Below are 11,846 nucleotides of genomic sequence, written 5' to 3'. Positions count from 1 at the left end.
GCGATGTGAAGGACGCTCCCTCTCTTGCAGATCTTGCAGACAGCGACCGAGACCTTATTCCATGTCAGGCCTTATACGGCGCACTGCGCCCTGATCCAGGCCGAGGGCGACCACGCGGTGGTCGGGGTGTCGCCCGGAAACAGCTACTTCTCCCAGCAGCGTCTGCTGGACCTCGCCCACTGGGGCCTCGCGCACTTCCGGCAGGTCGACCTCGTCTACACCGACCTCTACGTCGCGGAGATGTACGAGGCGCTCGGATACGGCGCGGACGACGCCCGGCGCAAGGCCGTGAAGAACCTGCGCGGCGTGCGGGCCAAGGTGCGCGCCGCCGTCGAGGAGACCGACGACGGGCAGGGCCGGATCAGGGCCCACGCGATGTCCGACTTCCAGCGCAACGGCGCCTACCGGCTCCTCCATGACGAGCTGCGGCAGCGGCTGGACTCCGACGCCGAGTTCCGCGCCGTGATCGACGAGCTCGTCGGGGCCTATCTCGCCTCGAAGGTGCTGGCCGACGGACGCCAGGCCACGGCGGAGCAGCGGGAGGTGTGCCTGCGCTACATCTGCGCGGAGGCGCCGCTGTTCCTGGACAGCCCGGCCATCCTCGACGTCCCGTCCTCGCTCAACTGCTACCACCAGCTGCTCCCGCTCGCGGAGCTGCTGTACTCGCGCGGCTCCGGCCTGCGCGCCTCACGCAACCAGGGCCACGCGATCGTCACGCCGGCCGCCGAAGGGGGACACCGGAATGCCGCTTGAGACGATGCCGCTTGAGAAGACGCCGCTCGAGACGACGCCGACCGCGCTCGCCGACCTTCCCGCGTTCCCCTTCTCCTGGCGCGGCGACCGCCTGCCGGACGAGGTCGAGGAGCTGCGTGCGGAGCCCGTCAAGCGGGTGCGCACCATCGCGGGCGACCCGGCCTGGCTGGTCTCCTCGCACGCGCTGTGCAAGCAGGTCCTGGAGGACCGCCGGTTCAGCCTGAAGGACACCTCCGCGCCGGGCGTGCCGCGCCAGTACGCGCTGACGATCCCGCCCGAGGTCGTCAACAACATGGGGAACATCACCGGTGCGGGGCTGCGCAAGGCCGTGCTGAAGGCGATCAACCCCAAGGCCCCGGGCCTTGAGGCGTGGATGCGGGAGCAGGCCGCCTCGCTCGTCGACGGCCTGATCGCCGCCGGTGCGCCCGCCGACCTGCGGCACGGCTTCGCCAACCCGTATTCGGAGGCGATGCACTGCCGCATCCTCGGCATCCCGCTCGCGGACGCGCCGAAGCTCTCGGCCAGCCTGGACATCGCGTTCATGAACTCCGCCTGCCCGATCGCCGGCGCCAAGCTCAACTGGGACCGCGACATCGCCTATATGACGGAGCGTCTGGACGACCCGGCCACCACCGGGTTGATGGCGGAGCTGGCCGCGCTGCGGCTGGACGGGGACTACGACCACCTGACCGACGAGATGCTGGCGACCGTGGGGGTCACCATGTTCGGCGCGGGCGTCGTCTCCACGGCCGGGTTCCTCACCATGGCGTTCGTGACGCTGCTCCAGCACCCGGAGCTGCGCGCCCGACTGCGGGCCGAGCCGGAGCTCGTCCCCGCGGCGGTGGAGGAGCTGCTGCGGGTCAACCTCTCCATCGGCGACGGACTCCCACGACTCGCCCTGGAGGACGTCCAGTTGGGTGACGTCCTGGTGCGCGCGGGCGAGCTGGTGCTGGTCCTGGTCGAGGGCGCCAACCACGACCCGGACGCCTTCCCCGACCCGCTCGCGATCGACCTCGCCCGGACCAACAGCTCCGCCCACCTCTCCTTCGGCGGCGGCCAGCACTACTGCCCGGCCACGGCCCTGGGCCGCAGGCACGCGGAGATCGCCGTCACCACGCTCCTCGACCGCGTGCCGGAGCTGGAGCTGGCCGTGCCGATCGAGCAACTCGTCTGGCGCACCGGCTACATGAAGCGGCTGCCGGAGCGGCTCCCGGTCATGTGGTAGCAGCCGCCGTGCCGTTCCGGGCTGCTGTGCGGCACCCGGAACGGCCCGGCTCTCCACGGGACGGTCAGCCGCTCGCACCGTCGAAGACGGCGCGGTCGATGGCCCGCTTGAGGATCTTGCCGGTCGCGCCCTTGGGGAGGGCGTCCACGAAGGCGACCAGGTGGGGCACCTTGTAGGCGGAGAGCCGCTCCTTGGCCCAGGCGCGCAGCGCGGCGGCGTCCGCGGTGGCGCCGGGCCGCAGGGCGATGGCGGCGGCGACCTCCTCGCCGTAGTGGTCGTCGGGGACGCCGACGACGGCCGCCTCGACGACATCGGGGTGCTGGTAGAGGACCTCCTCGACCTCGCGCGGGTAGACGTTGTAGCCGCCGCGGATGACGAGGTCCTTCTTCCGGTCGACGATGTGCAGTTCTCCGGCGTCGTCGAGGAGGCCGAGGTCGCCGGTGGCGAGCCAGCCGTCGCGGACCACCTCGGCGGTGGCCTCCGGTCGGCCCCAGTAGCCCTTCATCACCACCGGCCCGCGCACATGGACCTCCCCGATGCCGCCGGCCGGCAGCTCCGTGCCGTCCAGCGCGCGCACCGCGATCTCGCAGCCGGGCAGCGCCGCGCCCACCGAGCCGACGGCGCTCGCCCGCTCGGCGACCTGCACGGTGGCCGAGCCGGTGGTCTCAGTCAGCCCGTAGCCCTCCATGATGGTGCAGCCGAAGCGCTCCTCGAAGGCCCGCTTGACCTCGCCGGGCAGTGACGCGCCGCCGGAGGACGCCAGCCGCAGCGAGGCGAAGTCGGCCGGGTCGGCGTCGCCAGCCGCGTGCAGCAGCGCGTTCCACATCGTCGGGACGCCGGCCGTGGTGGTGAGCCGCCGGTCGCGGATGAGCGCCAGCATCTCCTGCGGCTCGAAGCGGGGGAGGAGCGAGAGCGACGCGCCGACCCGCATGGTCGTGGCGAGGACGCACGCCTGGCCGTAGACGTGGAAGAGCGGCAGTGCGGTGCCCGCGCGGTCGTCGGGGCCGAGGCGGTGGACCTGCTCGAAGATGGAGGCGCAGGCGTGCAGGTTGCCGTGGGTCAGCATCGCGCCCTTCGGGCGGCCGGTGGTGCCGGAGGTGTAGAGGATCGCGGCGGTGTCGTCGGGAGCGACGTCGACGGGGGCCGTCACGGGCCCTTCCGGCGCCGTGGCGGACCCTTCCGGCTCCGCCGCGGGCCCTTCCGGGCCGGATGCGGGCGGGGTGAGGCCGTCGAGCTCGGGACGCAGCGGCCAGTACGGGACGCCGACCGCGGCCGCGGCGGCGGCCGGGGCGGGGGAGACCGCGTGCCAGCCGAGGACCAGCGAGATCCCGGCATCCGTGCCGATGTACTCCAGTTCCGGCGTGGTCGCCATGGTGTTGGCGGTGACCGCGATCGCCCCGGCCGAGAGCACGCCGTAGTACGCCGCGACGAACTCCGGCACCGACGGCGCGATCAGCAGAACCCGCGCCCCCGGCCCGATCCCGGCCGCGCGCAGGCGGGCGGCGACCGCGGCGGCGTGGTCGCGCAGCGCGGCGTAGGTCCAGGACTGACCTGCGGTTCCGTTGAGGGCGGTGCGGTCGGGGGTGGCGGCGGCGTGGTCCCAGACGGGCTGCGCGGCATTCGACATGGGTGTCCTTCCGGGGGTCCGGTGCGGCTGACCCCGGTATAGATGAATCCAATGTCGAGTTCAATACGCCGGACGCCGGCCCCGGCAAGTTCTTGAATCCGACGTCAGGTTTGACTAGCCTCGCCGCATGGCCACCGACAGCAGCGCACTCGCCGCGTGGGAGAAGCTGGTCCCGCGGCAGGTCGCCACCAACGGCATCGAACTCCGCGTCTTCGAGGCCGGGGAGGCGGGGACGGGCGTGCCCGTCGTCCTCTGCCACGGTTTCCCCGAGCTGGCGTTCTCCTGGCGCCACCAGATCACCGCCCTGGCCGACGCCGGCTACCGCGTGATCGTCCCGGACATGCGCGGCTACGGCGGCAGTTCCCGCCCCGCCGACCCGGCCGCCTACGACATGGCGACCCTCTGCGGCGACCTCGCCGGGCTGCTCGACGCGCTCGGCCTCGACGACGCCGTCTTCGTCGGCCACGACTGGGGCGCGGCCGTGGTCTGGCACATGGCCCTGCTGCACCCGGACCGCGTGCGGGCCGTCGCCGGGCTGAGCGTCCCGCCCGCGCCGCGTGCGCCCGTCCCGCCGATGTCGATCCTGCGCTCGCGTCTCGGCGACGACTTCTACATCTGCTGGTTCCAGACCACGGAGCCCGAGAACGCGCTCCGCGCGGACATCCGGCGCACGCTGCTCAGCCGCGAGGCCCCCACCGCCGCCTGGGCGGCCCGGCAGGAGCCCGCCGAGCGACTGCCCTCCTGGCTGACGGAGGACGAACTCGCCCTCTACGTCCGGACCTTCGAGGAGACCGGGTTCACCGGCGGCCTCAACTACTACCGCAACATCGACCGCAACTGGGAGCTGATGGAGCCGCTGGCCGAGCGCACGATCGACCAGCCCTCCCTCTTCGCGATCGGCTCCCGCGACCCGGTGGGGACGTTCAGCGCCACCGACCGGCTGGACCGCGTCCTCACCGACCAGCGCGGACAGCTCGTGCTCGACGGCGCCGGCCACTGGATCCAGCAGCAGCGGCCCGACGAGATCAACGCCGCCCTGCTGGACTTCCTCACCGGGCTCTGAATCCTTCTGCGAATCCGCCGAATCTGCCGAATCCGCCGGACCTGTCGAGTCTGTCGAATCCGTCGAAAGGACCACCCCGCATGATCGACACGAGCGTCCTCCCGGTCCGCCCGACCAGCCTCGCCGAACTGCAGGAGCTGATCGGGCGGGAGATCGGGCCGACGCAGTGGCACGACGTCACTCAGGAGCGCGTCGACGCCTTCGCCGAGGTCACCGGCGACCGGCAGTGGATCCACGTCGACCCGGAGCGCGCCGCGGCGAGCCCGCTGGGCGGGACGATCGCGCACGGCCTCTACAGCCTGGCCCTCGGCCCGGCGTTCTCCTACACCCTGCTCGCCCTGGACGGCTTCGCCCACGGGCTCAACTACGGCTACGACAAGGTGCGTTTCCCCGCGCCGCTGCCGGTCGGCTCGCGGATCCGGATGCGCCTGACGCTGCTCGCGGCCGACCCCGTCCCGGGCGGGATCCAGTTGCGCGCGCAGCACGTCGTGGAGCGCGAGGGCGGGGAGAAGCCCATCGTGGTCGCGGAGTCGCTCGCGCGGGTGGTCGAGAGCGCCGGCTGACCGGGGTGCGGGTGGTCCGATTGCTATCATCCCAGGCAGAGAGCCAGGTCGGCGCCTGAGCACGGGCGCCCGAAGCATCCGGAGGGACACGCGTGGCAGGCCAGGTCCCGACCGACGACGGCTCGAACCAGCGGATCACCACGCCGCGCAGCGCGCGCGGCGAGCGCACCCGCGGCGCGCTGGTCGCGGGCGCCCGCGAGGTGTTCGAGCGCGACGGCTACCTGGATGCGCGGATCACCGACATCTCCAAGGCCGCAGGCGTCGCCTCCGGCTCGTTCTACACCTACTTCAACAACAAGGAAGAGATCTTCGCCGCCGTCGTCGAGCAGGTGCAGGAGGAGATGCTCCACCCGCACCTGCGCGAGCGCACCGGGATCACCGACGCGCGCGAGCTGATCGACGCGTCCAACCGCGAGTACCTGCGCTCGTACAAGCAGAACGCCCGGCTGATGGCGCTGTTCGAGCAGGTGGCGCAGATCGACCCGACCTTCCGCGCGCTGCGCATCCAGCGCGGCAACGCCTTCGCGCAGCGCAACGCCAAGCTGATCCGGCAGCTTCAGGAACGGGGCGAGGCCGACCCGTCCCTGGACCCGCTGGTGACGGCGCACGCGCTGTCCCACATGGTCAGCCGCATGGCCTACATGGTCTACGTGCTCGAACAGCGCATCGCCTTCGAGCGGTTGGTGACCACCCTCAACCAGATCTGGGCCAATGGCCTGCAACTGCGCGAGCCGGGCGGCCACGCCCAGTAGCCGGCAGGGAGGGTCCGGGGGCCAGGGGTTCGACGTCCTGTCGGGCCCCTTTTCGCTGCCCGCGGGCCGCTACTTGAACTTGACGTTGGATTCAACTATACAGGGAGGCACGTCCCCCGAACCTCCCGGCAGGAGCCCCCTGATGTCCCTGTTCGAGCTGTCGGAGCGCGCCCAGAAGTACCAGGCCGAACTGCTGGACTTCATGGACACGCACGTCTACCCCGCCGAGGCCGTCTACGAGGAGCAGATGCGCGCCGCGGGCGACCCCCACGCCCAGCCGCCCGTCATCGAGGAGCTCAAGGCCGAGGCGCGGCGACGCGGGCTGTGGAACCTCTTCCACCCGGACCCGAAGTGGGGCGCGGGCCTGAGCAACCTCGAGTACGCCCCGCTCGCCGAGATCATGGGTCGCAGCGCCCACCTCGCCCCCGAGGCGACCAACTGCGCCGCGCCCGACACCGGCAACATGGAGGTGCTGACCCTCTTCGGCAGCGAGGAGCACCAGGAGAAGTACCTGAAGCCGCTCCTGGCCGGCACCATCCGCTCCGCCTTCGCCATGACCGAGCCGGCCGTGGCGAGTTCGGACGCGACCAACATCGAGCTGCGCATGGAGCGCGACGGCGACCACTACGTGCTCAACGGCCGTAAGTGGTTCGCCTCCAACGCGCTGCACGCCAACTGCACCGTCATGATCGTGATGGGGAAGACCGACCCGACGGCGGAGCGCCACCGCCAGCAGTCGATGATGGTCGTCCCGATCGACGCGCCCGGCGTCACCGTCCTGCGCGGTCTGCCCGTCTTCGGCTACCAGGACCGCGAGGGCCACGCCGAGATCACCTTCGAGGACGTCCGCGTCCCGCTCACCGACGTGCTCAAGGGCGAAGGCGAGGGCTTCGCCATCAGCCAGTCCCGGCTCGGCCCGGGGCGGATCCACCACTGCATGCGCGCCATCGGCATGGCGGAGCGGGCCCTGGAGCTGATGTGCCGCCGGGCGCTGGCGCGCACCACCTTCGGGCGGCCGGTCGCCGACCGCGGCAACATCCAGGACTGGATCGCCGAGGCCCGCATCGAGATCGAGCAGATCCGGCTGCTGACGCTGAAGGCCGCCTGGATGATGGACACCGTGGGCAACAAGGCCGCCCGCACCGAGATCGCCGCCATCAAGGTCGCCGCGCCCAACGTCGCCTTGAAGATCGTCGACCGGGCCATCCAGGTCTTCGGCGCCGCCGGCGTCACCGACGACTTCCCGCTCGCCAGCGCCTACGCCCACCTGCGCACGCTGCGCATCGCCGACGGGCCCGACGAGGTCCACAAGGCGGCCATCGCCAAGCAGGAGCTCGCCAAGTACCGGAACGCCTGAGCCGCGCGCGTCGTCAGGAGGATGCCACGCATGAAGACTTCACCCGCCGCCGAGACGGTCCTCGCCGAGACGGTCCTCGCGCAGACGGTCCTCGCGGAGCGCCGCGGCCCCGTTCTGGTGCTGACACTCAACCGCCCCGAGCGGCTCAACGCCTGGACCTACGCCCTCGAGGACCGCTACTTCGACCTCCTCGACGCGGCCGAGGCCGACCCGGAGGTCCGCGCGGTCGTGGTGACCGGCGCCGGACGCGGCTTCTGCGCGGGCGCGGACCTGGAGGACCTGGAGGCCGCCGGGAACGCCGACGCCGAGACCCTCGCCAAGCTCCCCGCCCGCAGCCGCCCGCGCACCCGGCCGCTGGAGCTGCGCAAGCCGCTGATCGCCGCCGTCAACGGCGCGGCGGCCGGGCTCGGCCTGGTCGAGGCGCTCTACTGCGACCTCCGCTTCGCCGCGCCCGACGCCAAGTTCACCACCGCCTTCGCGCGGCGCGGCCTGATCGCCGAGTACGGCGTCGCCTGGCTGCTGCCGCGCCTGGTCGGCGCGAGCCGGGCCATGGACCTGCTGCTGTCCGGCCGCGTCGTGCGGGGCGAAGAGGCCCTGGCCATGGGCCTGGTGGACTTCGTCGTCGAGCGCGAGGGCCTGCTCGACGCGGCCGTCGCCTACGCGACGGAGCTCGCCGAGCAGTGCTCGCCCTGGTCCATGCACATGATCAAGCAGCAGGTGCGGCGCAGTCTGGACGGCTCCTTCACCGCCTCCGTCGCCGAGGCGGACGCGCTGATGCTGGAGGGCTTCGCCCGCCCCGACGTGCGCGAGGGCGTCGCCAGTTACCTCGAACACCGCGCCCCCGCCTTCCCGCCGCTGCCCGCGCCCCGAACCTGAGGAACCGCCGACCGCCATGACCTCGCACACCGAAGAGGACCTCGCCCCGCCGAAGGCCGTGCTCACCGACTACGGAGGCGTGCTCACCACCGACATCTTCACCTCCTTCCGCGCCTACTCCGCGCGCGTCACCGGCGACCCGCTCGCCGTCGAGCGGCTGTTGCGCGAGGACGAGGAGGTCTCCCGCGCGCTCGTGGCGCACGAACGCGGCCTGCTGCCGCAGGCGGGCTTCGAGGAGCGGCTCGCGAGCGCGCTGCGCGCACTCGGCGCGGACGTGGAGCCGGAGGGCCTGCTGGCCGCGCTCAGCGCGGACATCCGCCCCGACGAGGGGATGCTCGCGGCCGTCCGCCGCCTGCACGCCCACGGCGTTCCGGTGGCCCTGGTCTCCAACGCCCTGGGGGACGACCTCTACCGGGGCGTCGACCTCGCGTCGCTGTGCGCGGTCGCGGTCATCTCCAGCGAGGTCGGCGAGCGCAAGCCGAGCCGTCGCATCTACGCCCTCGCCTGCGAGCGGCTGGGCGTCGCGCCGCAGGACTGCGTGATGATCGACGACCTGGAGCAGAACCTGCGCGGCGCGGAGCGCCTGGGCATCCGGGGTCTGCACCACGTGGACAGCGCCGTGACGGTCCATAGCCTGGAACAACTTTTTCCGCAGGCCTTTGGCTGAACCTCTAGCGCAACACGCCGTGGACCCGACAAGATCAGGGGCTGTTGCAACGGGTTGCAACGAGAGCGGCGACCACCGGTTCGGCGGGAGGGGCGGGGATGAGTACCGCGAGCGAGCAGCAGTCCACGGATGTCTCGCGGCGGAGGTTCCTCGGCTACGTACTCGCCGCCTCGACGCTGACCGTCGCCGCCCAGCTCGGTGAGGGCGCGGCCGCCCCGCACGCCGAGGCGGCCGTCCCGGGGGTGCCGGAGCCGGCCGACCTGTACGACCTCAACGACATGCTGACGGACGCCACCCTCGCCACGGCGAACCTCATCACCATCACGCTCAACGCCGACGGCACCGCCTCGTTCGCGCTGCCGCGCACCGAGGTCGGCCAGGGGATCACCACCTCCACCGCCATGCTGATCGCGGAGGAGCTGGACCTGCCGCTGGACAAGGTCCAGGTCTCCCTCGCCGACGCCCGTCCCGAGCTGGTCTTCAACCAGCTGACCGGCGGTTCCAACACCACCATCTCCACCTACACCCCGGTGCGCGTCGCCGCCGCCACCGCCAAGCAGCAGCTGCTGGAGGCCGCGGCCACGGAGCTGGGCGTGCCGCTGTCCGCCCTCTCCGCGCTCCAGGGCGTGATCACCGCCCCCGACGGCCGCTCCCTCAGCTACGCCGAACTCGCCGTCAAGGCGGCGAGCCTGACGAACCTCCAGGTCTCGGTGACGCTCAAGCCGGCCACCGCGTTCAGCGTCATCGGCACGCCGCAGAACCGCATCGACGCGCTGGACGCCGTGACCGGCCGCAAGCAGTTCGCGATGGACGTGCAGGTGGCCGGTGCCATGCCGGCGATGATCTGCCGGCCGCCGACGATCAACGGCACGGTGGTCTCGGTGCAGAACCGGACGGCGGTGCAGGCCATGCCGGGGATCACGGACGTCGCCGTGGTCTCCACCGGCGTCGCGGTGCGCGGCCGCACCTTCGGGCAGTGCATCGACGCCGTGCGGGCGCTCCAGGTGACCTGGGGGCCGGGCAGTGAGGACGCCGCCACCGACGCCACCGTGCTGGCCGAGCTGAGGGCCGCCGAGAACCCCATCGTCACGCCGCCGCTGCCGCTGCTGACCGAGGCGGTCGACGCCCGGTTCACCTTCCACTTCGCCAGCAACAGCGCGCTGGAGAGCAACTGCGCCGTCGCCGACGTGCGTTCCGGCAGCGCCGAGATCTGGGCCTGCGTCAAGGCGCCGATCACCGCGCAGGAGGAGATCGCCGCACAACTCGGGCTGCCCGTCAGCGCGGTGACCGTCCACGTCACCCAGGGCGGCGGGTCGTTCGGGCGCAAGCTGTTCCACGACGCCGCCCTGGAGGCGGCGGAGGTGTCCAAGGCGATGGGCAAGCCGGTGCGCCTGATGTGGCACCGCACCGACGACTTCCGGCACGGCCGCACCCACCCGATGTCCATCTCCCGGGTGCGGGCCACCTACTCGCTCGGGCAGGTGCTCACCCTCGACCAGCGGCACACCTCCGTGGCCACCGAGTTCGGGCACGGCCTCGGCGAGATCATCACCTCCTCCGTCGCCAAGCTGCCCGTCGGCGGGCTCACCTTCTCTGAGACGATCTTCTCGCTGACCCAGCAGACGCCCTACAACTTCGGCGTCACCACCCAGCTGCTCACCGAGGTCGACAACGGCTTCCACACCGGCAGCATGCGCAACATCTACTCGCCGAACGTGCGCTGCGCCCAGGAGCTGATCGTCGATCGGCTGGCCGCCGCCATGGGCCAGGACCCGTACCACTTCCGCCGGAACTTCCTGAAGGACCCCCGGGCCGTCGCCGTGCTCGACAAGGTCGCCCAAGTAGGAAACTGGGGACGGACGATGGCGCCCGGCACGGCGCAGGGCATCGCGATCCACCCCGAGTACCACGGCTTCGTCGCCGTCCTCGTCGAGATCGACTGCACCCCGGCGACCGTCAACCGGCAGATCCCGGACGCCGTCACCGGTCCGCGCGTCACCAAGGCGGTCTGCGCCGTCGACGTCGGCCTCGCGGTGAACCCCAAGGGCCTGGAGGCCCAGATGATGGGCGGCATCATGGACGGCATCGCCGTCACCCTGACCTCCAGCCTGCACCTGAACGGCGGGTACTTCCAGGAGGGCAGCTGGGACAACTACTTCTACACCCGCCAGTGGAACACCCCGCCGGAGCTGGACATCATCGTGATGCCGCCGACCACCGGGACCCCGGGCGGCGCGGGCGAGCTGGCCGTCGCCGGGGCCATGGCCGCCGTGGCCTGCGCCTACGGGCGCGCCACCGGGACCATGCCGACGACCTTCCCGATCAACCACGACGCGCCGCTGGCCTTCACGCCGCTGCCGACCGTCCCGCCGATCCCGCAGTCGCCCACCGACGGCCTCAGCCGCGCCTACTAGCCCGCCGACCAGCCCGCAGACGAGCCCGTCGACCAGCCCCATCGAAGACCAGGAGCCGACCCCGTGCCCTCGCACACCTTCGTCCTCAACGGCCAGCAGGTCACCGTCGACGTCGAGGACGACGTCCGGCTGCTCTGGGTCCTGCGCGACATCCTGGGCGTGACGGGGCCCAAGTACGGCTGCGGGCTGGGCGTCTGCCAGGCCTGCACCAGCCACGTCAACGGCAAGGCGGTCAACATCTGCTGCGTGCCCGTCTCCGATGTGCAGCCGACCGACGAGGTCACCACCATCGAGGGGCTGCCCGCCACGGTCGGCCAGGACCTGCACCCGATGCAGCAGGCGTGGCTGGACATGGACGTGCCGCAGTGCGGCTACTGCCAGCCGGGCCAGATCATGGCCGCCGTCGCCAAGGTGCTCCAGGCGCGCGCCGCCGGGCGGCAGCTCGGCGACGCCGACTTCGACGAGATCCGCAACATCTGCCGCTGCGGCACCTACCACCGCATCCGCGAGGCGATCCTCGAAGCGCAGACCAAGTTCTGAGGAGCGGGG

11 protein-coding genes are annotated in these 11,846 nt (G+C 71.9%); 10 read left to right on the top strand and 1 reads right to left on the bottom strand.

All coding sequences use genetic code 11. The features are described 5' to 3' along the window. Window positions 1–24 precede the first annotated feature (24 nt). Both TR50_RS08110 and TR50_RS08105 read left to right on the top strand, forming a co-directional pair. The gene (locus TR50_RS08110; RefSeq protein WP_042416725.1) at window positions 25–753 is read left to right on the top strand and encodes a cyclodityrosine synthase; all 729 of its coding nucleotides are present in this window, start codon (window positions 25–27) and stop codon (window positions 751–753) included. Continuing rightward, on the top strand, window positions 743–1,978 hold the full coding sequence (locus TR50_RS08105) for a cytochrome P450 (RefSeq protein WP_236654324.1): 1,236 nt from the start codon (window positions 743–745) through the stop codon (window positions 1,976–1,978). Before TR50_RS08110 ends, TR50_RS08105 begins: the two co-directional genes overlap by 11 nt. A 64-nt stretch (window positions 1,979–2,042) precedes the next feature. Here the strand turns inward: TR50_RS08105 and TR50_RS08100 are convergent, their stop codons facing one another. Continuing rightward, entirely contained in the window at window positions 2,043–3,605 is a 1,563-nt protein-coding gene (locus TR50_RS08100; RefSeq protein WP_042416716.1) for an AMP-binding protein, read from the bottom strand. Between the two features lie 127 nt (window positions 3,606–3,732). Between TR50_RS08100 and TR50_RS08095 the strand changes: the two genes are divergently transcribed. The 8 genes from TR50_RS08095 to TR50_RS08060 all read left to right on the top strand — a co-directional run bounded on the left by TR50_RS08095 (window position 3,733) and on the right by TR50_RS08060 (window position 11,837). Next, window positions 3,733–4,668 (top strand): alpha/beta fold hydrolase, encoded by a 936-nt coding sequence (locus TR50_RS08095; RefSeq protein ID WP_042416714.1) that lies wholly within the window; start codon window positions 3,733–3,735, stop codon window positions 4,666–4,668. A gap of 80 nt (window positions 4,669–4,748) precedes the next feature. Further along, window positions 4,749–5,231: a MaoC family dehydratase gene (locus TR50_RS08090; protein ID WP_042416711.1), complete on the top strand. Its 483-nt coding sequence runs from the start codon at window positions 4,749–4,751 to the stop codon at window positions 5,229–5,231. Between the two features lie 92 nt (window positions 5,232–5,323). Then, the gene (locus TR50_RS08085) at window positions 5,324–5,983 is read left to right on the top strand and encodes a TetR/AcrR family transcriptional regulator (protein ID WP_236654323.1); all 660 of its coding nucleotides are present in this window, start codon (window positions 5,324–5,326) and stop codon (window positions 5,981–5,983) included. A gap of 142 nt (window positions 5,984–6,125) precedes the next feature. After that, complete coding sequence (locus TR50_RS08080; RefSeq protein ID WP_042416708.1) at window positions 6,126–7,340, top strand: acyl-CoA dehydrogenase family protein; 1,215 nt, start codon at window positions 6,126–6,128, stop codon at window positions 7,338–7,340. A gap of 30 nt (window positions 7,341–7,370) precedes the next feature. After that, window positions 7,371–8,216, top strand: a complete 846-nt coding sequence (locus TR50_RS08075; protein WP_042416692.1) for an enoyl-CoA hydratase-related protein — start codon at window positions 7,371–7,373, stop codon at window positions 8,214–8,216. Between the two features lie 16 nt (window positions 8,217–8,232). Beyond that, complete coding sequence (locus TR50_RS08070; RefSeq protein WP_042416689.1) at window positions 8,233–8,883, top strand: HAD family hydrolase; 651 nt, start codon at window positions 8,233–8,235, stop codon at window positions 8,881–8,883. 98 nt (window positions 8,884–8,981) lie between these two features. After that, a complete protein-coding gene (locus tag TR50_RS08065; protein WP_042416686.1) occupies window positions 8,982–11,297 on the top strand; it encodes a molybdopterin cofactor-binding domain-containing protein in 2,316 nt (771 codons plus the stop codon). 63 nt (window positions 11,298–11,360) lie between these two features. Further along, entirely contained in the window at window positions 11,361–11,837 is a 477-nt protein-coding gene (locus TR50_RS08060; RefSeq protein ID WP_042416684.1) for a (2Fe-2S)-binding protein, read from the top strand. Window positions 11,838–11,846 lie beyond the last annotated feature (9 nt).

It is taken from the genome of Streptacidiphilus anmyonensis, from assembly GCF_000787855.1.
In the GTDB taxonomy this organism is placed as follows: domain Bacteria; phylum Actinomycetota; class Actinomycetes; order Streptomycetales; family Streptomycetaceae; genus Streptacidiphilus; species Streptacidiphilus anmyonensis.
Note: the sequence above shows the minus strand (reverse complement) of the source record. Positions and strands in the feature narration are given on the sequence as shown.

What these genes read in the sequence shown, in the direction of transcription:
- TR50_RS08105 (WP_236654324.1), top strand. Translation starts at nt 743, where the DNA reads ATGCCGCTTGAGACGATGCCGCTTGAGAAGACGCCGCTCGAGACGACG.
- TR50_RS08100 (WP_042416716.1), bottom strand. Translation starts at nt 3,605, where the DNA reads ATGTCGAATGCCGCGCAGCCCGTCTGGGACCACGCCGCCGCCACCCCC.
- TR50_RS08095 (WP_042416714.1), top strand. Translation starts at nt 3,733, where the DNA reads ATGGCCACCGACAGCAGCGCACTCGCCGCGTGGGAGAAGCTGGTCCCG.
- TR50_RS08090 (WP_042416711.1), top strand. Translation starts at nt 4,749, where the DNA reads ATGATCGACACGAGCGTCCTCCCGGTCCGCCCGACCAGCCTCGCCGAA.
- TR50_RS08080 (WP_042416708.1), top strand. Translation starts at nt 6,126, where the DNA reads ATGTCCCTGTTCGAGCTGTCGGAGCGCGCCCAGAAGTACCAGGCCGAA.
- TR50_RS08075 (WP_042416692.1), top strand. Translation starts at nt 7,371, where the DNA reads ATGAAGACTTCACCCGCCGCCGAGACGGTCCTCGCCGAGACGGTCCTC.
- TR50_RS08070 (WP_042416689.1), top strand. Translation starts at nt 8,233, where the DNA reads ATGACCTCGCACACCGAAGAGGACCTCGCCCCGCCGAAGGCCGTGCTC.
- TR50_RS08065 (WP_042416686.1), top strand. Translation starts at nt 8,982, where the DNA reads ATGAGTACCGCGAGCGAGCAGCAGTCCACGGATGTCTCGCGGCGGAGG.